The sequence below is a fragment of the Burkholderia sp. IMCC1007 genome (genome assembly GCF_027257875.1).
Taxonomy (GTDB): domain Bacteria; phylum Pseudomonadota; class Gammaproteobacteria; order Burkholderiales; family Burkholderiaceae; genus Burkholderia.
This window is the reverse complement of sequence record NZ_JAPVQY010000050.1, coordinates 15,873-37,567: the sequence shown is the minus strand read 5'-3', so window position 1 is coordinate 37,567 and position 21,695 is coordinate 15,873. Positions and strand designations below refer to the sequence as shown.

Annotated in this window: 18 protein-coding genes and 1 pseudogene; 7 read left to right on the top strand and 12 right to left on the bottom strand. The window is 66.9% G+C overall.

Annotated elements, in window-relative coordinates; all coding sequences use genetic code 11:
• Positions 1-43 precede the first annotated feature (43 nt).
• On the top strand, positions 44-880 hold the full coding sequence (locus O1Q03_RS30705; RefSeq protein WP_269507941.1) for a spermidine synthase: 837 nt from the start codon (positions 44-46) through the stop codon (positions 878-880).
• A 24-nt stretch (positions 881-904) separates the two neighbouring features.
• On the opposite strand, the gene O1Q03_RS30700 is transcribed toward O1Q03_RS30705, so the two are convergent.
• Both O1Q03_RS30700 and O1Q03_RS30695 read right to left on the bottom strand, forming a co-directional pair.
• Entirely contained in the window at positions 905-1,090 is a 186-nt protein-coding gene (locus O1Q03_RS30700; RefSeq protein WP_011349753.1) for a ribbon-helix-helix protein, CopG family, read from the bottom strand.
• Positions 1,091-1,183: 93 nt separating this feature from the next.
• The gene (locus O1Q03_RS30695; protein ID WP_269507939.1) at positions 1,184-1,942 is read right to left on the bottom strand and encodes a YoaK family protein; all 759 of its coding nucleotides are present in this window, start codon (positions 1,940-1,942) and stop codon (positions 1,184-1,186) included.
• A 422-nt stretch (positions 1,943-2,364) separates the two neighbouring features.
• Here O1Q03_RS30695 and rpoD point away from each other — a divergent pair, with 422 nt between their 5' ends.
• Positions 2,365-4,392, top strand: a complete 2,028-nt coding sequence (gene rpoD, locus O1Q03_RS30690) for an RNA polymerase sigma factor RpoD (protein ID WP_269507990.1) — start codon at positions 2,365-2,367, stop codon at positions 4,390-4,392.
• Positions 4,393-4,497: 105 nt separating this feature from the next.
• Here the strand turns inward: rpoD and O1Q03_RS30685 are convergent.
• Positions 4,498-4,611: pseudogene (locus O1Q03_RS30685) on the bottom strand (cold-shock protein); the annotation flags it as partial.
• 530 nt (positions 4,612-5,141) lie between these two features.
• Here O1Q03_RS30685 and O1Q03_RS30680 point away from each other — a divergent pair.
• Together O1Q03_RS30680 and O1Q03_RS30675 are read left to right on the top strand one after the other, a co-directional pair.
• Complete coding sequence (locus O1Q03_RS30680; protein WP_269507937.1) at positions 5,142-5,492, top strand: hypothetical protein; 351 nt, start codon at positions 5,142-5,144, stop codon at positions 5,490-5,492.
• Positions 5,489-5,701 (top strand): DUF2909 domain-containing protein, encoded by a 213-nt coding sequence (locus tag O1Q03_RS30675; protein WP_124897599.1) that lies wholly within the window; start codon positions 5,489-5,491, stop codon positions 5,699-5,701. Before O1Q03_RS30680 ends, O1Q03_RS30675 begins: the two co-directional genes overlap by 4 nt.
• A 75-nt stretch (positions 5,702-5,776) precedes the next feature.
• On the opposite strand, the gene O1Q03_RS30670 is transcribed toward O1Q03_RS30675, so the two are convergent.
• The 7 genes from O1Q03_RS30670 to O1Q03_RS30640 form a co-directional block, all read right to left on the bottom strand.
• Entirely contained in the window at positions 5,777-7,111 is a 1,335-nt protein-coding gene (locus O1Q03_RS30670) for an LLM class flavin-dependent oxidoreductase (protein WP_269507935.1), read from the bottom strand.
• A 26-nt stretch (positions 7,112-7,137) separates the two neighbouring features.
• Positions 7,138-8,814 (bottom strand): dipeptide ABC transporter ATP-binding protein, encoded by a 1,677-nt coding sequence (locus tag O1Q03_RS30665; protein ID WP_269507933.1) that lies wholly within the window; start codon positions 8,812-8,814, stop codon positions 7,138-7,140.
• Positions 8,811-9,680 carry an ABC transporter permease gene (locus tag O1Q03_RS30660; protein WP_269507931.1) on the bottom strand — a complete coding sequence of 290 codons (870 nt, stop codon included), beginning with the start codon at positions 9,678-9,680 and terminating at the stop codon, positions 8,811-8,813. Before O1Q03_RS30660 ends, O1Q03_RS30665 begins: the two co-directional genes overlap by 4 nt.
• Positions 9,681-9,693: 13 nt before the next feature.
• On the bottom strand, positions 9,694-10,704 hold the full coding sequence (locus tag O1Q03_RS30655; protein WP_269507929.1) for an ABC transporter permease: 1,011 nt from the start codon (positions 10,702-10,704) through the stop codon (positions 9,694-9,696).
• A 63-nt stretch (positions 10,705-10,767) separates the two neighbouring features.
• A complete protein-coding gene (locus O1Q03_RS30650) occupies positions 10,768-12,408 on the bottom strand; it encodes an ABC transporter substrate-binding protein (protein ID WP_269507927.1) in 1,641 nt (546 codons plus the stop codon).
• 66 nt (positions 12,409-12,474) lie between these two features.
• Complete coding sequence (locus O1Q03_RS30645) at positions 12,475-13,059, bottom strand: GNAT family N-acetyltransferase (protein ID WP_269507925.1); 585 nt, start codon at positions 13,057-13,059, stop codon at positions 12,475-12,477.
• Positions 13,056-14,174, bottom strand: a complete 1,119-nt coding sequence (locus O1Q03_RS30640; protein WP_269507923.1) for an MsnO8 family LLM class oxidoreductase — start codon at positions 14,172-14,174, stop codon at positions 13,056-13,058. Before O1Q03_RS30640 ends, O1Q03_RS30645 begins: the two co-directional genes overlap by 4 nt.
• A gap of 339 nt (positions 14,175-14,513) precedes the next feature.
• On the opposite strand from O1Q03_RS30640, the gene O1Q03_RS30635 reads away from it, so the two are divergent.
• From O1Q03_RS30635 to glgX, 3 genes are all read left to right on the top strand, one after another.
• A complete protein-coding gene (locus O1Q03_RS30635; protein WP_269507921.1) occupies positions 14,514-15,821 on the top strand; it encodes an NtaA/DmoA family FMN-dependent monooxygenase in 1,308 nt (435 codons plus the stop codon).
• Positions 15,822-15,948: 127 nt separating this feature from the next.
• Positions 15,949-16,479 carry an OsmC family protein gene (locus O1Q03_RS30630; RefSeq protein WP_269507988.1) on the top strand — a complete coding sequence of 177 codons (531 nt, stop codon included), beginning with the start codon at positions 15,949-15,951 and terminating at the stop codon, positions 16,477-16,479.
• A gap of 883 nt (positions 16,480-17,362) precedes the next feature.
• Positions 17,363-19,579, top strand: coding sequence for a glycogen debranching protein GlgX (glgX, locus tag O1Q03_RS30625; protein ID WP_269507919.1), 2,217 nt, complete (start codon positions 17,363-17,365; stop codon positions 19,577-19,579).
• Between the two features lie 229 nt (positions 19,580-19,808).
• Here glgX and O1Q03_RS30620 read toward each other — a convergent pair whose 3' ends face one another.
• Positions 19,809-21,113 (bottom strand): HipA domain-containing protein, encoded by a 1,305-nt coding sequence (locus tag O1Q03_RS30620; RefSeq protein ID WP_269507917.1) that lies wholly within the window; start codon positions 21,111-21,113, stop codon positions 19,809-19,811.
• Positions 21,103-21,387, bottom strand: coding sequence for a helix-turn-helix domain-containing protein (locus O1Q03_RS30615; RefSeq protein WP_269507915.1), 285 nt, complete (start codon positions 21,385-21,387; stop codon positions 21,103-21,105). The genes O1Q03_RS30620 and O1Q03_RS30615 overlap by 11 nt, the downstream gene beginning before the upstream one ends.
• Positions 21,388-21,695 lie beyond the last annotated feature (308 nt).

The following is a 21,695-nucleotide window of genomic DNA, read 5'->3' as shown; positions in this document are numbered from 1 at the left end:
GCGCGGTTCGATCGCACTCTCCGATTATCCAGGCCTGCCGAGCATGAGCGAGGATCGAGCTTCCTATGATGCATTCCTGCGGTTCCTGGCGATGCCGTTGAACGACGGCCGCCCGTTCGTGCTCGAGACGAAGCACGCGGTGTCGCTGCACTTCGACCACCTCGGCACGCAGAGCTTCATGTCGCGGAAGGATCCGGTGCGGCTCGAGCTCGGCTATACGCGTGTGATGATGGGCTTCCTGCTGCTGCAGCCGGTGCCCGCGCGTATCTGCATGATCGGGCTCGGCGGCGGCTCGCTCGCGAAATACTGCTACCGGCGCCTGCCCGATACCGCGATCGACGCGGTCGAGATCAATCCGGACGTGATCGCGCTGCGCAACGTGTTCAGGATCCCCGACGACGATGCGCGCTTCGCGGTGATCTGCGCGGACGGCGCGGACTACGTCGCAAGGCAGGACGTGCAGGCGGACGTGATCCTGCACGACGCGTTCGTCGCCGGCGGCATGCCGGGCCGGTGCACCGGCACCGCATTCCTCGACGCATGTCGTGCGCGGCTGAGCGAAACGGGCGTGCTCGCGATCAACTTCATGGACGACGATCCGGCGCTGCCGCAGCATCTCGCGCAGTTGCGCGAGGTGTTCGACGAGTCGTATGCGCTCGTGCCGTGCGGCGACGACAACAACTTCATCGCGTTCGCATGGAAGAACGGCAACCCGCTGCCGTCGCTGCGCGAGCTGCTCGAACGCGCACTCGGGATCGCGTCGGCCGGCGAGCTGAAGCTGTCGCCGACGGCCCGGCGCATGAAGGAAGGCGAGTGCATCGATCCGGCGCGGCTCGTGTGGCGCGCGCGCGAACATGCACGGTGGGAAATTTGCGCTTGAGTCGCGCCGCGGGTTCGAGCGCGCTTACTTCATCCGTTTGCCGAGCGCGCTTTTCGTTTTGTACGTCACGCCGTGCCGGTCGAGATACTCGCGGATCAGTTGCCGCACGACTTGCGACGGCGTGAGATCCTGCTCCGCGCAGAGCATTTCGAACGCTTCTTTCTTGGCGGGATCGATCAGGACGGTCAGGCGGGCGGTTTTCGTTTCCATCGTGCGGCAGTGCTGGTTGATATGTTAATCAAATTATAATGCATCCGCTTCCGGCGTCATGGCCGGAATGCGCCGTAGCAGTCCGTGCGGCGGTCACTGCCGGCGCCCGAGCCATGCGATCAGATCGTCCATCACGGGCATGATCGCGAGCGTGACGAGCACGCCGGCGAGCGGCACGGTCGACACGTAGCCCACATGCTTGAAGCCGATCGCGCCGGCCAGTCCGCCGACGAAGAACGACGCGAGCATCGTCGCGTGAATCCTCAGTTTCGAACGGTTGGCGATGACCGCATGCGCGTCGACGTCGACGGCCGACCGGTTCCAGTAGAACAGCTTCCCGAGCTCGATCCCCAGGTCGGTCACGATGCCGGTTACGTGCGTCGTGCGGATTTCCGCGCTCGAGAGCTTCGTGATCGTCGCGTTCTGCAAACCCATGATGAAGCACAGCAGCGTCACCGTGACCGGCACGAAGAACGCTTCCCACAGCGCGAGATGGCTGCCGAGCAGCCCGAACAGGAGCAGCAGCACGGCCTCGACCAGCAGCGGCAGCACGAACTGGCTCTGCATGCCGCGGCGTCGCCCCCAGTTGACGAGGATCGCCGAGCAGCTGGCGCCGATCAGGAACGACGCGAGCGAGCTGATGCCGGCCAGCGCGAGCGGGATGTCGCCGAGTGCGGTCGTGTCGGCGATCGCCGACACGATGCCGCTCATGTGGGACGTGTATTGCCGAACCGCGAGAAAGCCGCCGGCATTGGCCGCGCCGGCGACGAAGGCCAGCGAGAACCCGAGCTGACGATTGGCTGTCGCGCTGCGGTGTTTTCCCGTCAGGTTTCGGAAATATTGCGCTGGCATAGGGTTTCGCTCGAGCGCCCCGATTGCGGGCGCGGACAATGACACACGCGGCCGTGCGCCGCGGCCGGGCGGGCCGTACGCACGGGGCGCCGGGTGGCTCGAAGAATCAGCCAAAGATGATAATGGCATTATCATACTCTGTTACTGGAATTTGGCTTTGAGTACAATGTGGCCGCCGCTACCGGCCGCGGGTGTGCTCGGGCGGTTGCGTCGTCTGCGCGACCGGTCGTCCGGCTGCTTCCGGTTTCACTCGGCCTTCACGGCTAGCTTGCTGGTCCGTGTTGCGCCGCACAACACATTCCGGTATCATTCATGCCCCCCACAAGCTGCGCATACGGATTTCGAGCGAGGCGTCCCGGCCTCGACTATCTGTGCGTATCACGATTCCGTTCGCATCCCGGCAGGCAGCCCATTCCGGCGTCATGCTCGCGACAATCGTCGGCTCATCTGTCGAGGAGCATGTATTGGCAATTCCTGATCGCAACGATTCCACATCCCCTGAAATCACAGCCACGGCAAAAGCCGGCCGCCGTGTGTCAAAGGGAAAGCCCCAGGCCCTGACGCCGACGGACGCCGCGTCACTGGCACGCCAGAATGAGGAGCGCCAGCACCAGATGCGCGCGTTGATCGCGCTCGGTCGCGAGCGCGGCTATCTCACCCACGCGGACATCAACGATCACCTGCCCGACAACTTTGCGCAAACGGCGGCGATGGACACCATCGTCAGCACGTTCAGCGACATGGGCGTGGCCGTGTACGAACAAGCGCCGGACGCCGAAGCGCTCCTGCTCACCGATGCTGCGCCGGCCGTGGCATCCGACGATCAGGCGGACGAGGAGGCGGAAGCCGCGTTGTCGACCGTCGATTCCGAATTCGGCCGCACCACGGATCCGGTCCGGATGTACATGCGTGAGATGGGGGCCAGCGAACTGCTGACCCGCGCCGGTGAAATCGAGGTCGCGAAACGGATCGAAGATGGTCTGCAGGACATGATTCAGGCGATTGCCGCATGTCCGTCGATCGTGTCCACGATTCTCGCCGATGTCGATCGCATCGTGGCAGGCGAACTCCGCATCGACGAACTGGTCGATGGCATCAGTGCCGACGCCGATGAAAGCGAAATGGCGCCGGAGTCCCAAGAAGACGATGAGGAAGCACTCGCCGCGGACGATGATTCGGACGAAGACGACGTCGAAACGGACGCCGGGGATACGGAGAAGGCGAACGCGGCGCGCCTCGAAGAACTCACGAACGACAGCCTGGTGATTTTTGCGCGCGTGCGTGCACTGTTCGAGCAGTTGCCGGATGCGCCTGTCACTGGCGGGGCCCGATCCGCAGCCGCTGCGCAAGTGCGCGCGGCGATCCAGTGTGAACTCGCGCCGATCCGCTTTACCGCCAAGACGATCGACCGCCTGTGCGCAATCGTCCATGGGCAAGTGACGGAGGTTCGCGCGATCGAGCGCAGTATCCTGGCGATCGCAGTCGACCGTTGCGGCATGCCGCGCGACGCGTTTGTCGCATCGTTCCCGGGCCACGAGACCGATCTTGAATGGACGGCCCGAGCAGCGGCGACCTCGCAGCAGTTTGGCGCGGCGCTCGAGCGTCATCAGCCGGCGATTCAGGCGGCGCAGCAGAAACTCGTCGACATCGAGTCCCGGGTCTCGTTGCCGCTCCAGCAGCTCAAGCAGATCAACCGCCAGATGAGTGCCGCGGAACTGAAAATGCGGCAGGCCAAGCGTGAGATGATCGAGGCGAACCTTCGTCTTGTCATTTCAATCGCCAAGAAATACGTGAACCGCGGCATGCAGTTCCTGGATTTGATCCAGGAGGGCAATATCGGCCTGATGAAGGCCGTGGACAAGTTCGAATACCGGCGCGGCTGGAAGTTCTCGACCTACGCGACCTGGTGGGTCCGGCAGGCTGTCACGCGTGCGCTCGCCGATCAGGCGCGGACCATTCGCGTGCCGGTCCACATGATCGAGACGATCAACAAGCTGAACCGGATATCGCGCGAAATCCTGCAACAGACAGGGCAGGAAGCGCATCCCTCAGTGCTGGCAAAGCGCATGGAGATGTCCGAGGAGAAAGTGCTCGGTATCCTCAAGATCGCCAAGCAACCTGTGTCGCTCGAAACCCCGGTGGGTGACGACGCCGATGCAACGCTCGGCGACATGATCGAGGATGTCTCGGCGAGCTCGCCGGCTGAGGCGGCGATTCACGCGAACATGCGCGCGGCAATCGACGAGGCACTCGCCGGGTTGTCGCCGCGCGAGGCGAAGGTGCTGCGGATGCGATTCGGGCTCGACACAAACTCCGATCACACGCTCGAAGAGGTCGGCAAGCAATTCGACGTGACGCGCGAGCGGATCCGTCAGATCGAGAGCAAGGCGATGCGCAAGCTGATGCATCCGAGCCGTGCAGACAAGCTCAGGCCCTTTCTCGAGCGCTGAGGCAAGCCGGGCGTAGTATTTTTTTCGATGCCCGGCTCCAGACTTGCAGCGAGCACGCGTCGGCCTGATGGTTGTCCTGACCGGACGTGTTCGCTGCGGGAAAACTTACAGCGGCTTGATGCTGGCGGCCTGCTTTCCCTTTGGTCCCTGCTTGACTTCGAAGCTGACCTTCCGGCCCTCCTGAAGCGATTTGAAGCCACTTCCCTGAACCTCGGGGAACGAGAATGAAGCGGGCCATCGCCGCGCTGACGTTCGAGCTCGGCGCGTCGGTCGGCCCGTTGTTGACAGCGATCGAGCGACGCGCCTACACAAATCCCTTCCGCCATAGTTGCGCGGGTACGGCGACCATCACGCCAGTCAGACGAACGAACCCGCTTCACCAGTCCGTAGCGTTCCGAGCTGACGACTGGCCGTTGCGCTGCGGTGTTTTCCCGTCAGGTTTCGGAAGTACTGCGCTGGCATAGCGTTTTGCTCGATCGCTCCGTTTGCGGGCGCGGAAATGACAGTGGCACCCGTGCGCCGCGGCCCGGCGGCCCGCACACGGCGGGCGCCGGGTGGCTCGAATCATCAGCCTGGCATGATAATGGCATTATCATGTTCTGTTACTGGAATTCGGCTTTGAGTACAATGTGGGCCGACGCTGCCGGCCGCGGGTGCGCCCGCGGCGGCCGCGTCGTCTGCGCGACCGGTCGTCCGGCTGCTTCCGGTTTCACACGGCACGTGTTCGCCGTCACTTCGATATCCGCGTCATGACCCCGATCAAGTTCGTTCTCCGCTACACGGCTATCCCGTTTACGGCCATCGTGGCCGTCGTGGTGTGGGCCGTCATCCCTTCGTCGCAAGAAGTCGACGCGCGGCAATATGCGGCGCTGTCGCGCGCATACGCGAGCTTTCCGCTACCGTTCAGACATGAGATCGCGGAAGCGATGGACGAGGGCCGGATCAGCGATCGGCGTTACCAGGCGCTGGTGCGCGATTCGCTCGGCAATGGCGTGGCGCTGGACTGGCCGGCGTCGGGCGTCGCCGACGTCGCCGCCGAGCGGCAACGGCTGGCCCAACTGCTGAAGGCCGATGCGGGCCTGGAGGAGCATCAACAATGAAGATCGCGCTGGTTTCGATGGCGTTCGCGCTGATTATCGCGAGCCTGATTTTCGCGCTGTATTTCATGAATCACGATCGCGGGACGAGCAAGCGGATGGCATGGTCGCTCGCGGCGCGCGTCGGGTTGTCGATCACGCTGTTTCTGTCGCTGCTGATCGCGTACCGGCTCGGATGGATCGAGCCGACAGGGCTGCCGATCGGGCGGTGAGAGGCGTGCCCTAAGCCGACCCAGAGCCCGTCCCGGCGCCGACGCTCACCGGCCCCCGGCCAACACCCCCGATGCCTACGCCGCCTGCGCGTACCGGTTCGGCGGATACGGCAGCCCGAGATGTTCGCGCAGCGTCGTGCCGTCGTAATCGCGCCGGTACGCGCCGCGCTCCTGCAGAATCGGCACGACGCCCGCCGCAAAATCGGCGAACGCGGTCGGCGTGCCGCCGCGCACGATGAAGCCATCGGTGGCGCGCGCTTCGACCCACGCCTGCAACCCGTCGGCGACCTGTTCGGGCGTGCCGGCGAACGTCGGCCGTGGCGTCGCCGCTTCGAGCGCCACCTCGCGCAGCGTCAGGCGGCGCTCGGCGGCGTCGCGCTTGATTGCGTCGGTGGTGCTGCGGAACTGGTTGCTGCCGAGTTCGCCGAGATCCGGAAACGGCGCGTCGAGCGCGTATTGCGCAAAGTCGTGGTGATCGAAGTAGCGGCCGAGATAGTCGAGCGCGTTGTCGATCGTTACGAGCCGGGCAGTGTCCTGGTACTGCGCTTCCGCATCGGCGGCCGACGCCGCGACGATCACGCTGATCCCCTGGAACACCTTCAGGCTGTCGGGCGCGCGGCCGTGCGCGGCGAGCCGTCGCTGAACGTCCGCATAAAATGCCTGCGCGAGCGGGATCGTCTCCTGGCGCGTGTAGATCGCATCCGCATGCTCGGCCGCGACGCCCTTGCCGTCGTCGGACGCACCGGCCTGGAACAGGATCGGGCGCCCTTGCCGCGAGCGGCCGATGTTCAGCGGCCCGGCCACCGAGAAAAATTCGCCGACGTGATCCAGCGTGTGCAGTTTGTCCGGATCGAAGAACACGCCGCTTGCCTTGTCGCGCACGAACGCGTCGTCCTCCCACGAATCCCACAGCCCTTTCGTCACCGTCAGGAATTCCGACGCGATCCGGTAGCGCAGCGCGTGCTCCGGGTGCGCGGCGCGCGAGAAATTCTTCGCGGAGCCTTCGAGCGGCGACGTGACGACGTTCCAGCCGGCGCGGCCGTCGCTCAGGTGGTCGAGGCTCGAGAACTGCCGCGCGACGGTGAACGGATCGCTGTACGACGTCGACAGCGTGCCGACCAGCCCGATCCGTTCGGTGACGAGCGCGAGCGCCGACAGCAGCGTGAGCGGCTCGAAGCGGTTCAGGAAGTGCGGGATCGACTTCGCGTTGATGTGCAGCCCGTCGGCGACGAACAGCAGGTCGAATTTCGCGGCTTCGGCCTGTTTCGCGAGCGTGCGGACGAAGTCGACGTTGATGCTCGCGTTGGCGACCGCATCCGGGTGCCGCCACGCGGACATGTTGCCGGACGCACCCTGGATGATGGCGCCGAGATGGATCTGGCGGGGAGAAGCGGAAGTCGATTGGCTCATGGCAGCGATTCGGTGAAGGGCAAAGGTCAGGCGAGGGCGGGCAGCGGCGAGCTTGCCGGCGCGTCGGGCAGGGTCGGCAGCGCGTCGAGCAGCGACGCGGTGTACGGGTGCGACGGCGCGCCGAACACCCGGTCGACCGGGCCGCTTTCGACGACGCGGCCGCCGCGCATCACGAGAATCCGGTCGGCGACGTGATGTACCACGCCGAGATCGTGCGAGATGAACAGCATCGCGGTGCCGTGCTCGGCCTGCAGGTCGGCGAGCAGGTCCAGCACCTGCGCCTGGATCGACACGTCGAGCGCACTGACGGGCTCGTCCGCGACGAGCAGCGCCGGATTCGACGCGAACGCGCGCGCGATCGCGACGCGCTGCCGCTGGCCGCCGGACAGTTCGCGCGGATAGCGGTCGATGCAAGTGGCGCCGAGCTGTACTTCGTCGAGGAGTTGCAGCACGCGCCGACGCCGTGCGTCGCCGTGGATCCCGGCCACATCGAGGCTTTCGCCGACGATCTGCCCGACCGAGTAGCGCGGGTCGAACGAGCTGTACGGATCCTGTGCGATCAACTGCAGCCGCGCGCGGCGCGCCCGCCGCGCGGCTTCCGGCACGCCGTTCCACGGCTGGCCGTCGAGCACGACGGTGCCGCCGTCCGGCTCGACGAGACCCAGCACGATCCGCGCGACCGTCGATTTGCCGGAGCCGGATTCGCCGACGATGCCGAGCGTCTCGCCGCGCGCGAGCGTGAATGACACGCCGTCGACCGCGGCCGGCGTGTCGCGGCCGCCGTAGCGTTTGGTCAGCGCGTCGACGGCGAGCACCGGCGCGCCCGTATCGATGCGCTTCGGCGGCAGCGGTACACGCGCGGTGGCGGCGAGCCGGAACCCGCGCGACGCGGCCGTGGGAATCGCCGCGAGCAGCTGGCGCGTGTACGGATGCGTCGGCGCGCTCAACACGTCGCGTGCCGGCCCCTGCTCGACGATCTGGCCGCCGCGCATCACGAGCACGCGATCGGCCAGTTCGGCGACGACCGCGAGGTCGTGGCTGATCAGCAGCACCGCGTCGCCGGCATCGCGGCGCGCGCGCAGCAGCGACAGGATCTGGCGCTGCACGGTCATGTCGAGCGCGGTGGTCGGCTCGTCGGCGATCAGCAGCGACGCGCCGCCCGCGAGCGCGGTGCCGATCAGCACGCGCTGCCGCAAGCCGCCCGACAACTGGTGCGGATACTGCGGCAGCCGCCGCTCGGGATCGTCGATGCCGACCGCGCGCAGCAGCGCGGCGCTGCGCGCGGCGACATCGCGCCGCCGCGTGTCGTGCAGCGCTTCGGCGACGAGGTCGCGCACGCGCCACAGCGGATCGAGCGACACCAGCGCGTCCTGCAGCACATAGCCGATCCGGCGGCCGCGGATCGCGCGCCAGTCGCGTTCCCGATGGCGGCGCGCGTCGGTGCCGGCGATGTCGAAGCGCGCCGCCTCGAGCACGGCATGCGGGCCGTTCAGCCCGACGAGGCTGCGCGCGGTAACCGACTTGCCGGAACCGGATTCGCCGACCAGCGCGACGCATTCGCCGGCGTGCAGCGTGAGGTCGAGCGGCCCGACCACCGGCTGCGTGCCGCGTGCGCCGCGAAATCCGACGCTCAGCTGCTCGATGCGCACCACCGGCTCGCCATGCGCGGGCGTTGGCTGCGACACGACTCCGATCGCGCTCATGCCGCCTCCCGGCGCTCGAAGCGCGCCTGCCAGTAGCCGCCGAGCGCATTCACCGCGATCACGGCCGCGGTAATCGCGAGGCCGGGCCACACCGCGATCCACCACGCGTTGTACAGATAGTTGCGGCCCTCGGCGAGCATCAGCCCCCATTCGGCGGCAGGCGGCTGCGGCCCCATGCCGAGAAAGCTCAACCCCGACGTGCCGATGATCGCGGTGCCGAGGCCGACCGTCGCGAGTACCGGCACCTGCGCGATCGCGTGCGGCAGCACGTGGCGCCAGACCAGCACCGCCGGCGCGAGGCCGAGCGTGCGCGCGTGTTCGACGTAGCCGGACGACGCGACGACGAAGGTCTGCGCACGCACGACGCGCGCGAAGCGCGGCACCGACGCGACGCCGAGCGCGAACACCAGGTTCACCGCGCCGGGGCCGGTGAACGCGATCAGCATCAGCGCGAGCAGCAGGTCGGGAAACGCGGACACGACGTCGAGCAAGCGCGTGATCAGCTCGTCGAGCCAGCCGCGCGCGAGGCCGGCGAGCAGCCCGAGCGCGGTGCCGAACAGCGTCGCGACGCCGATCGCGGCCACGCTGATCGACAGCGAGTAGCGTGCGCCGTACACGACGCGCGAGTAGATGTCGCGGCCGAGCTGGTCGGTGCCGAGCCAGTGCTCGGCGCTGCTGCCGAGCTGCGCGGACAGCGGGTCGGCGGCCAGCGGGTCGTAGTGCGCGAGCCAGCCCGGCGCGACGACGGCGACCAGGTTCAGCAGCAGATAGACGGCCGCGAGCGCGAGCCCCGGATGGCGGTACAGCCAGCCGGCGGTGCCGCGTGCCGCGTGCGGGCGCAACGCGAAGTCGACGGGAGTGGACATCGGTGCCTCCGGTTCAGTGCCGTGCGCGGCGTTCGCGCAGGCGGGGATCGATCAACAGGTACAGCAGATCGACGGCGGTGCTGAGCGCGACGTAGATCGCGGCCGACAGGATCGCGATCGCGAGGACCACCGGCATGTCCTTCGACAGCACCGCGTCGACCGTCACCTTGCCGAGGCCCGGCCGGCCGAACACCTGCTCGGTGATCACGGCGCCGCTCAGCAGGCCGCCCACGAGCCAGCCGGCGAGCGTGACGGCCGGCAGCGCCGCGTGGCGCAGCGCATGGCGCACGCGCAGCGCGAGGCCGCTGATGCCCCACGACCGCACCGTCAGCGCATACGGCTCGTCGAGCGCGCGCTCGATGCCTTGCCGCAGCACGCGGCCGATCACCGCGCCTTGCGCGAGCCCCAGCGACAGCGCGGGCAGCACGAGCGACGCGAAGCCGCGATCGCCGGCGACCGGAAACAGCTTCAGCGTGAAGCTGAACACGAACAGCAGCATGATCCCGAGCCAGAACGACGGCGTCGACGCCAGCAGCAGTTCGACGCCGGACGCCGCGCGTCCGGCCCAGCGGCGGCCGGCCGTCAGCACCGCGAGGCCCACCGCGAACACGAGCGTCACGACGAGCGCGGCGCCCGTCAGCTTCAGCGTCGGCCACAGCTGGCCGAGCACGAGCGGCGCGACGTCGGTGTTCAGGATGTACGAGCGGCCGAAGTCGCCATGCAGCACGCGCCACAGGTAGTGCACGTATTGCAGCGCCAGCGGTTCGTCGAGTCCCCATTCCCGGCGGATCGCGGCTTCGATCTCGGGCGTGCTCACCTGCTCGCCGATCAGGATGCTGACGATGTCGCCGGGCGCGACATGCACGGCCGCGAACGACAGCGTGATCGCGGCCCACAGCACGAGCACGCCGGTGGCGAGCCGCGTGACGACCGGCGAGCCCGTCCAGCGGCGCCATGCGGCCGGCGACGGTGCAGCCGGCAGCGCGTCAGGGACGGCGGCGGGAGCGGAGGTCGAATGGTTCATCTGGGAAATCTCCTGTCGGATCGGCGCGAACCGCGATGGACGAGCGGGCCGCTACGCGCCGGCTTACTTCTTCACCCACACGTCGTACGGGTTCTCCGGCATCTGCGCGAACGATCGGAAGCGCAGCCCCTGAACGGCCTTCGCGGCCGCGATCTGGTCTTCGGGCTCGTACAGCGGCACCGCGTACGCCTGCTCGTTGATCGCGAAACGCTGCAGCTCGCCATACAGCTGCTTGCGCTGCGCGACGTTCTGCGTACGCGCGGCCGCCTGCAGCCAGCGCGTCAGCTCGGGCGCCGCCGCGCGGCTGTAGTTCAGCGCGCCGCCGTGGCCGACCGGCAGGTAGTGCCCTTCGATATCGATGCCGTCGGGCGGCGTGTTCGAGTTCGCGATCGAGCCGAACTTGCCGCTCTTGCGCGCTTCGACGTACGTGCCGTCGTCGACGTACTGAATCTTCAGGTCGATGCCGAGGCGTTGTCGCGCTTGCGCCTGCAGTGCCTGCAGCAGCACGTCGCGCTGGTCGCGTACCGTCGCCTGCGCCTGGATCACCGCGACCGTCAGGCGTTCGCCGTTGCGGGTCCGGTAGCCGCTGCCGTCGCGCGCTTGCCAGCCGGCCTCGTCCAGCAGCTGGTTCGCGAGCTTGGGATTGTTGCCGTAGGTCTTTTCGACGGCGGCGTCGTAGAGCGGATCGATCGGCGACGTGATGCCCCACGCACGCGTGCGCTCGCCGCGGTAGATCGACTGCACGATGCCGGTCGCGTCGAGCCCTTCGAGCAGCGCGCGGCGTACTTTCACGTCGCGGGTCGGGCCGTAGTCGACGTTCAGGAACAGCGAGTACGGCGTGCCGGTGTTGAGCGCGCGGCGGTACGTGAAATCGGCGTTCTTGCGGATCAGCGCGGCGTCGTTGCCGGACACGCCTTCGATCACGTCGACCTGGCCCGACAACAGTGCGCCGGTGCGCACCGACGATTCCGGCAGGAACCGGTAGACCACCCGGTCGAGATACGCGGGGCCCTGATGGCCCGCCGTCGGTGGCGCCCAGCGATAGTCGGGGTTCTTCGCGAACTCGATTTCCTGCCCTTTCACGTAGCGCTTCAGGATGAACGGGCCGGTGCCCGCGATGTCCGTGCCGCCCGACTTCAGGCTCGGCCGGTCGAACGCGTTGGGCGACAGCAGCGGCAGACGGCCGGCGAACGTCAGGAACGGCGCATACGGCGCGTCGAGCGTGATCACGACCGTCTGCGCGTCCGGCGTCTTCACGTCCGCGACGTGCGAGATCAGCTGTGCAAGCTGGCTGCCGGCCGAGTACGACAGTTCGCGCGCGTTCAGGAAGTTGCGCGCGACGGCCTGTGCGTCGAACGGTGCGCCGTCGGTGAACTTCACGCCGTCGCGCAGCGTGAACGTATAGGTCTTGCCGTCGGCCGAGACCTTGTAGCCGGTCGCGAGCCACGGCACGTAGCTGCCGTCGGGCTTCCGCGCGAGCAGGCTTTCGTACGCGTTGCGCAGCAACAGCTCGACCTTGTCCTGGCCGTTCAATTGCGGATTCAGCGTGCGGGGCTGCGTTTCGACGCCCCAGGTCAGCGTGCCGCCGGGGACGGGCGTGTCATCGGCGAACGCCGCATACGGCATTGCGACGGCGAGCAGCAGTGCGGTCGATGCGGCGCGGCGCGACGCGCGGAAAGCGGAATCCGGAAATGCGGGAGTCATGCGTTGAAGCCTTTCACGAGAGGGAGAGCAGGGGATGCAGTGCGCGCGGCGGGATGAGCCTGCGCGTTACGCGTTCGCGGTGATACGCACGCCGTCCGGCGCGGTGTCGGCCGTCGCCGGATCCTCGTAGAGATCCGGGATCAGGATTTTTCTGAGCCAGACGAGCGGCGTGCCGAGCGCGTTCGTCGAGCGATCGAACGGCACGTAGCCGCCGCGCTCGTAGTACGACTGCAGCCACGGATGATGGGCCGCGGTCGCGAGATACGTCGCGGGCGCCTTGACCTGCGCGGTCAGGAACCGTGTCTCGACGTGTTCGAGCAGCGCGTGTCCGAGCCCTTGCCGCTTGAATGCGGGCGCGACCGCGAACCAGTGCAGGAACGGATGCGGCGTGCGATGGCGTGCGCCGGACACCCACGGAAACCGCACGGTCATTGTGGCGGCGAGCACCGCGCGGCCGTCGGGTGCCGTCCGCTCCAGCACGAACGTCGTTTCGCGCGCGACGGTCTGCGCGACCCGTTCGATCGGCGAACGCGTGATCGTGAAGTGCACGCCCTGCGGCACGAGCGGCGCGTATGCGTGCTGCAGCAACGTATAGAGCGCCGGCACGTCGTCGGCGCCGGCGATGCGGATCGTGTCGGTTGTCTCGGTCATGGCGCGGCGCCCTCGTAGTCCGGTTGGTATGCGGCCGTGTGCGCGCTCGCGTGTTGCGAATCCGGTTCGTTCAGTGGCGATGCGCCGGCCAGCAGCCGCAGCGACGCAATGCGCGGTGCGGCGTCGGCGAGCGGTGTGTCGACGACGAATTCGTCGATCCCGTGACGGCGATGCAGCGCGTCGAGTTCGCGCAATACGTCGTCGCGCGTGCCGTGCACGATTCGCGTTTCGCGCGGGTCGATCCGGTGCGGGCCGTTGCCCGCCTGACGGATGTACGCGTGTGCCTGTTCGAGGCTGCCGACGTTCACGGCCGGCGTGGCGCCGACCTGCACGCGAAAGCCCTGATGCCCGCTCGCCAGTTGCGCGGCTGCATCGCGGGTCGACGCGACGATCGCGGACACCGCGAGCAGCGGCGTACGGCCGCCGGAAGCGCTGCGATATGTGTCGAACGCGCGTTCGAGGTCCGTCGCCGATGCGTTCAGGTGCGACGCATAGACGAACGCCCACCCGAGCGTCGCGGCGAGCGTGGCGCTTTCGGCGCTTGCGCCGAGCAGGAACGGTTGCGCAGGCACCGGTGGGCGCGGCGTCGCGTGCAGTGAAGCGGCGTCGTCCGCTGCGTCGTGCAGGATGCTCGTGGGTTGAAGATGGCGGTTCAGTTCGTCGGCGAGCGCTGCGAACGACGGGCGGCGCGCAGGATCGTAGCCGGCCTGCAGCGCGCGCGTCGACAGCGGCAGGCCGCCTGGTGCCTTGCCGATGCCGAGATCGACGCGGCCCGGCGCGAGCGACGCGAGCAGGTTGAAATTTTCCGCGATCTTGTACGGACTGTAATGCTGCAGCATCACGCCGCCCGATCCGACGCGGATGCGCCGGGTGTGGGCCAGCAGGTGCGCGATCAGGATCTCCGGCGACGGGCACGCGAGCGCGGCCGTGTTGTGATGCTCGGCGAGCCAGTAGCGGTGATAGCCGGCGGCATCGGCGAAGCGCGCGAGCGATACGCTGCGCGCCAGTGCGTCGGCGGCGGTTTCTCCCGGCGACACGGGACTCTTGTCGAGCACGCTCAAGCGGAACGGCAAGGCGGACAAAGCGGAAGCGGAGCGAGTGGCGTCGAACGTCATGATGATGCGATCGGCGCGGGTCGAAACGGCCTGATCAACGGGTTTGGCATGACGAATTATTTTTCGCGGCCGTTCGCGCGGTCAAACAATCAAGAAGAATATCGAAAGCCGAAAATATTGGTTCCGGCCGACCGGGGGGCTTGCGTTATGGTCATCGGCTGCGCGCCTCGTGGCGCGTTGCCGGAGCATGCCGGACGATTCCGCGCGCGTGCGCTTGCCGTCGCGATGCCGGCATGCGTCCGCCGACCGATCGGAATATCAAGGAATGCAGATGAACGACCAGGGTAGAGGACGCGCTGCGCGCACCGTATGCCGTCGCGCGACGACCGGAGCCGCATCATGAGCGGCGCGCGCAGACGACTGAAGACGCTCGTCGGGGCCGCGAGCGTGCTGTACGCGCCCGGCGATGCGGACGTCGCGCAGGGCGTGCGGCGCGCGGCAGCGCTCGCGCGCAAGGCGGAAGCCGAGAAGATCACCGGCCTTTTCACCGCCGACCTGCTGCAGGCCGATTCGGCCGGCCTCGCCGGCAGCACGGGCAGCCAGGAGCCGATCGTCGCGCTCGCGGCGCTGAGCCAGGCGACCTCGGCGATCGGGCTCGTCGCGACGGTGTCGACGACGTATCACCATCCGTACAACCTCGCGCGGCTGATCGGCACGCTCGATCATGTGAGCGGCGGCCGTGCCGCATGGAACGCGGTCACGTCGTCGGTCGGCGAGGAGAATTTCGGCGACGCGGCGCTGCCCGATCCGGAACGACGCTATGCGCGTGCGGCCGAATTCGTCGAAGTCGTCAACGCGCTGTTCGACGCGAACGATCCGGCCGCGACGCGGCGCGGGCCGTCGGGGGGCGTGTCGGTCGATCCGCGCAAGCTCGGTGCAATCGACTATCACGGCGAACACTTCCAGGTGCAGGGGCCGCTGAACGTGCCGCCTTCATCGCAGCGCAGGCCCGTGCTGTTTCAGGCCGGTCAGTCGGCCAGCGGCGTATCGCTCGGCGCGAAATATGCGGAAGTCGTCTACACGTCGCAGCCGACGCTCGACGATGCGCGCACGTTCGTCGCCGAGCTGCACCGGCAGGCCGTTGCATTCGGCCGCGGCGATCGGCTGCCGCTCGTGATGAACTCGTTTCATTCGGTGATCGGCGAATCCGATGCCGACGTCGCGCGGCGGCTGCGCGACAAGCACGAACGCATCGATTACGAACAAGGCAGGTTGAAGCTTGCCGACATGCTCGGCGGCGGCATCGAGCTGCGCGACCTGCCGCTCGACCAGCCGTTGCCGGAATCGCTGCTGCCGGAGATCGACAGCGTGCATCGCCGGCGCGGCCGCGTCGCGATCTTCGTCGGCTATGCGCGCCAGCGGCTCACGCTGCGCGAGCTGATCATCCGCGCGCAGGAGACCGGCCACTGGTTCGTCGCCGGCACGCCGGAGCAGCTGGCCGATGCGATCGAAACGCGCTATCGCGCGGGGCTCGTCGACGTGCTGTCGCTGCACGGGCTCGGTCAGCCCGATCAGGAAGATTTGCTGCTCAACGGTTTGCTTCCCGCGTTGCGTCGGCGCGATCTGCTCGATACCGACTATGTCGGCGGCGATTTCCGCGCGAATCTGGAGCTGCCGGCGTTGCAGCGCGAGACCGCGACGGCGTGAACGCACGTAGCACGCACGCGCGTCGCGCAGTCGCGACTGCTGCATCACTTGCGCAGGCTGGATGATCGCCGTTTCGCAACCACGCGGCCGATTCGCTGCCTGCCCTCAACACACTGACGATTCCAACATGACGACCCTGAACGACTATCTCGCACAAAAACGCGATGCATGGCACGCGAAGCAGCAGGCGGCCCGCAGCGATCCCGATTTCAAGGCGACGCCGCTGAAAGCGACCGTACGCGCACTCGGACGCAGCGGCGTGCGGGAAATCCGGATTCGCGACTTCCAGGTGATCAGTGACAGTCCGCCCGACTTCGCCGGCTATAACCTCGGGCCTGCGTCGCCCGAGCTGCAACTCGGCGTGCTGGGCAGTTGCCTCACGCACATCACGTTGATCCAGGCCGCGGAACGAGGGCTGAAAATCGATTCGATCGAGGTCGAGGTCACCGGCGACCAGCATCCGCTCGCGCAGCAGCCGGGGTTCGAACACGTCCCGGTGTTCCCGCACAACATCCGCTACACGCTGGATATCGTGTCGCCGGAAGCGCCGGAGGCGATTCGCGATTTGCATCAGGCGGTGGAAGCGGTTTGCCCGATCTTCAACTTGTTGAGGCTTCCGCAGAGTATCGACGGGGAGTTGAGGCATACGCACGGGTGAGGCAGTGGGGCGATGCTTCGTTCGCATTTATCGCGATGGTCTGGCGGCGCTTTTTGTTTTGGAGCGTTGTGGGCGGCTGACATCGTGCAGGGGCAGAGCGGGGCATCGCTCTGCAGTATTTTCGTGTGCTCGAGTTTGATTGGAAAATCGTGGCATTGTGATAAGAATACTTATCCTGCTGTGTTGGAGCGCCGTCAAGCGAATCGGGCATGGAGCACGTGGGCAGGGGCAGCGAGTCCCCAACGCGCAAGCGCCCGGAAACACTGATCGCATGAACACCGGGACCACTGCGCGTGTCGCATCATTCGACGCGATTCGCCAGGTCAGCGCCGGAGCGCGCGGCGTCGGCGTCGCGCCGTATGCGAGTGCTTGAGCCAGCTGAAAATTGTGCAGGGAGTCAATGGTCTTTTTGGGGGCTGCAACCGAGCGCACCAGCGACAGCGACGCTGGAAGGGGAGAAGGCTGGGGCGGGCACATGCGTTGCTACTGCCTCCCGACTCCGTGTTTGGGCGATGCGAATATTCGCGATCGACCGTTCACGGCGAGTATGTCGTCGCTTATGCGATTGCAATTGCGACGCGGCATACAGGTTCGTTGCTTGGCTCACCGCTGATATGCCGCTCGTTGCCGCTTCTGTCCGCGGCGACACGTCGGTGATGCTGCCCGACGCGCTCCGTTCGCGGCCGTTGTTCGATCGGCTCAGTCCTGATGGACGCTGAAGCGGACGGTGAGCGGCTGTATCTGACATGTGCGCCTGGGACGCCGCCTGTTGCTTTCCGATGCGATGAGCGATCGCCGGCTGCGCACGTGCCCGATAGCCAGGCAGTGGCCGCGCATATCCCGATCCACACGGCGCTCGTCGCCGCTAATCGAGAGTCAACACATGCAGAACGCATACCGCATTGCCGAAGGCTCGCCGTTTCCACTTGGCGCGACGTGGGACGGAAACGGCGTCAATTTCGCGCTGTTCTCGGCGAATGCGACCAAGGTCGAACTCTGCCTCTTCGACGACAACGGCAAGAAGGAAACGCAGCGTATCGAGCTGCCCGAATACACCGACGAAGTGTGGCACGTCTATCTGCACGGACTCGCGCCCGGCGCGGTATACGGATACCGCGTGCATGGCCCGTACGAGCCGGAGAACGGCCATCGCTTCAACCCGAACAAGCTGCTGCTCGACCCTTACGCGAAGGCGCACGTCGGCGAGTTGAAGTGGGACCCGGCCGTGTTCGGCTACGCGCTCGCCGCGGCAGGCGACGACCTCACGTTCGACGAGCGTGACAGCGCGCCCTTCACACAGAAATGCCAGGTGGTCGACCAGAGCTTCACCTGGGCGCACGCGACGCGCGTTCGCGTGCCGTGGGAGCACACGATCTTCTACGAGACCCACGTTCGCGGCTACACGAAGCGTCATCCTGCCATTCCGGAGCAGATGCGCGGCACGTTCGAAGGACTCGGTCAGAAGGACGTGGTCGACTACATCAAGAGTCTCGGCGTGACATCCGTGGAACTGCTGCCGATTCAAGCGTTCGTGAACGACAGCCATCTGCTCGACAAAGGCCTCACCAACTACTGGGGCTACAACACGATCGGCTTTTTCGCCGCCGATCCGCGCTTCTTCTCGCGCGGGCCGAGCGTCGTCGCGGAATTCAAGGAGATGGTCGACCGCCTGCACGAAGCGGGCCTCGAAGTCATTCTCGACGTGGTCTACAACCACACGGCAGAAGGCAACGAGCGCGGGCCGACGCTGTCGTTCCGCGGCATCGACAACGCGTCGTACTACCGGCTCATGCCGGAGCAGGCGCGCTACTACATCAACGACACGGGCACCGGCAACACGCTCGATCTGTCGCATCCGCGCGTGCTGCAGATGGTCACCGACAGCCTGCGCTACTGGGTGACGGAGATGAACGTCGACGGCTTCCGCTTCGATCTCGCGACGATTCTCGGGCGCGAGCCGTACGGCTTCGACGAAGGCGGCGGCTTTCTCGACAGTTGCCGCCAGGATCCGATTCTTTCGAGCGTCAAACTCGTCGCGGAGCCGTGGGATTGCGGTCCGGGCGGCTATCAGGTCGGCGGCTTTCCGCCCGGCTGGGCCGAATGGAACGATCGCTATCGCGACACCGTGCGCGCGTTCTGGAAGGGCGAGGACGGTAAGGCGGCGGACCTGGCGACGCGCATCACGGGGTCGGGCGACAAGTTCGACAAACGCGGGCGCCGCCCGTGGGCCAGCGTGAACTTCATCACCGCGCACGATGGTTTCACGCTCAACGATCTGGTGTCGTACAACGACAAGCACAACGACGCGAACGGCGAGAACAACGGCGACGGCCATTCCGACAACAAGTCGTGGAACTGCGGCGTCGAAGGCCCGACCGACGATCCGGAGATCCGCGCGCTGCGCGAGCGCCAGAAGCGCAATCTGCTGTCGACGCTGCTCTTGTCGCAAGGCACGCCGATGGTGCTCGCCGGCGACGAGTTCGGCCGCACGCAGCAGGGCAACAATAACGCGTACTGTCAGGATAACGAGATCAGCTGGGTGGATTGGGAACGGATCGACGACCACGGCCGCGCGCTCACCGATTTCGTGCGCAAGCTGACGACGCTGCGTCACACGCTGCCGGTGTTGCGACGCCAGCGCTTTCTGACGGGTGAATTTCATGAAGACCTGCAACTGGCCGACGTGCAATGGCTGAGCCCCAGCGGCGCGCCGCTCACGCCCGAGCAATGGGAGGATCCCGGCATGCGCTGCTTCGGCCTTCTGATCGATGGCCGCGCGCAGGCGACGGGCATCCGCAAGCCGGCATCGGACGCAACGCTGCTGCTGGTCTTCAACGCGTATCACGATGTCGTCGACTTCACGCTGCCGGACATTCCTGGCCCGGACCAGTGGAGCTGCCTGATCGACACCAACGCACCCGTGCGCGATGAACTGCCGCAGTTCGATAGCGGCGACGTCTATCAAGCGACGGGGCGCTCGCTGCTGCTGTTCGCGCTGCAGGCGCGCGGCGCGACCAAGCGCGTGTTCGACCGGCTGGAAGAAACGCTGACAGACGAAGTCGCGCCGCCCATCGTGGAGATCGGCGCGAGGGTTGATTAGCGACCTTTCGTCGATCGGCGCGGGCGGGAAGGGCGCGTTGAAGCAAGGCACCCCCGGGTGGTCCCGAGCCCCGATCCGAGTGTCGAGGGAGGGTGCGGGCCACCAAGTCCACACGTCGTTCGACGGTCGCTGCATTCACGCGCGAGCCGGCGATCGTGACGAGCCCTTTCGAATCGGTGCAGCCGGCAGCGAACCGTCAGCCCCGAAGTACGGCACGCCCGTCGTGAACTCAACCGCCCGTACCCCGAAGCGCCCGCCCCATCTCCCCGATCGGCATCGCGACGATCGAATTCAACAGCCGGACTTCCCCCGCATCCGGCCGCGCGATCTGCGTTACTTCATCGAGCGTCAGCGCCACGTTGCGATCGAGCGGCTCGAGAAAGCGCTGCAATTCGCTCGCGGCCGCCTTTTCCCGCAGCCCGAGCGCCTGACCGAACGCGAGCAGCGCATTCACGTCGATGTCCGCAAACCGCGTGGCCGTGCCGAGCGGCATCGTCAGCTCGCAGTGCGGCCAGTCGTCGCCGCGATGCTCGGGGCGGTGCGTCGGCGTGTGATACACGACGGTGCTGACGATGTCGTAGAACGGCGCGAGCCGGTAGCCGCGCGCATCGACGAAGAACGACAGGTTTTTCAGGTGCGCGTCGGCATTGCCGACCACCACGTTGAAGACGGTCCAGCGGAACACCGACAGACGCGTCAGCGCACGCGTGCTGGTGCGATCGATCGCCCGCGCGAGTTCCTGCGCATTCGCACGCTGGTACTTGAAACCGCGGTCGTAGTTGAGCAGCTGCATCGCGTCGATCGTATGCACGCGCCGGGCCGGCTCCGACGCGACGTCGCGGTCGAAACGGTCGATCACGTAGCACGCGGACGGCGCGCGCAGGAAATGCACGTGCGGCACGTCGAGCCCCATCCGCTTCGCGAGCTTCATGCAGAAGAACTCGTTGATCGCCGAATGCGGATAGCCGGCCGCGCGCATGTCGGGCTTCAGCAGATGCATCGACGGCTCGCTGCCGACCGGTTCGAACAGCGCATAGTCAGGCGCGCTGCCGCGCAGCACCAGCAGCAGCTTCTGCTGCGCGCCGGCCGCCGACATGCGCTTGGGCGCGGTGGCCGTCAGCGCACGCTGCGGCATCGCCTGGATCCGGCGCTCGAGTTCGTCGAGCGACAGCGGCTGCAGGCCGCCGGGCGCCTCGTGCTCGCCGTCGGGCAGCAACGTGAGCGCGCCGGCCGACTCGCGCCCGAAGTAGGCGAGCAGGCCCCACGCGTCGGCGGCATCGACCTTCGCCTCGCGCGCGAGCGACATGCGCATGCCTTCCTCGGGCAGCAGGTTGTCGAAGAACCACTGGACCGGGCGATCGGTGGACGTGTCGATGAACGCGTCGGCACGCAACGGGAACGCCGGCGACAGCGGGTAGGCCGCCGCGGACGCGAGCCACTGCGCGTCGTACGCGAACGACCAGATGCCTTTGTCGTCGGTCAGCGTGCCCATGCGCACGCCGTTCGCGGAGGCAATCAGCGTGTTAGCGGCCATGGGCGCTCCTGCGCCGCTGCGCGGCCTTGCGCGCGGTTTCCTCCGAAATCTCGACCGACGACGCCGCGTACAGGCGCACGCCGAGCTCGCCGAGCAACAGCATCACCTTGCCGATTTGCGCGGTCGGCTTGCCCGCTTCCACCTGGCTGATGAATTTCGGCGACAGCCCGGTGGCGTTCGCGAGTGCGTCGCGGGTGAAACCCTGCTGGAGCCGCGCGGCGCGGATAAGGTGGGCGAGCGCGCCGATCGTATCGACGGACTGACTCTCCGACATGACATGCTCCGTGCTTCGTATCTGATCGGGAACAGTATTGCATAACTCGCGCGTTCGGGCAGGTTTTCGTATCCGTTCTGGAACGAATGGGCGTTCACTGCATTCGAATCGGCATTTCGTACCCGATCGGAAACCAATGGCGGGGAAAGCGCGAAGAGATCGGGGATCGTATCCGTTCGGATACGGGAATGGCGGCACGCTATGCGGCGAAACTGCGGCGCCCCGCGCGTGATCGGCGAGGCCGGCAGCCGGAAGAGGTTTCAATACCGACGGTCAGGGCGGCCCCGCGACGCGCGATGACGCCCCGA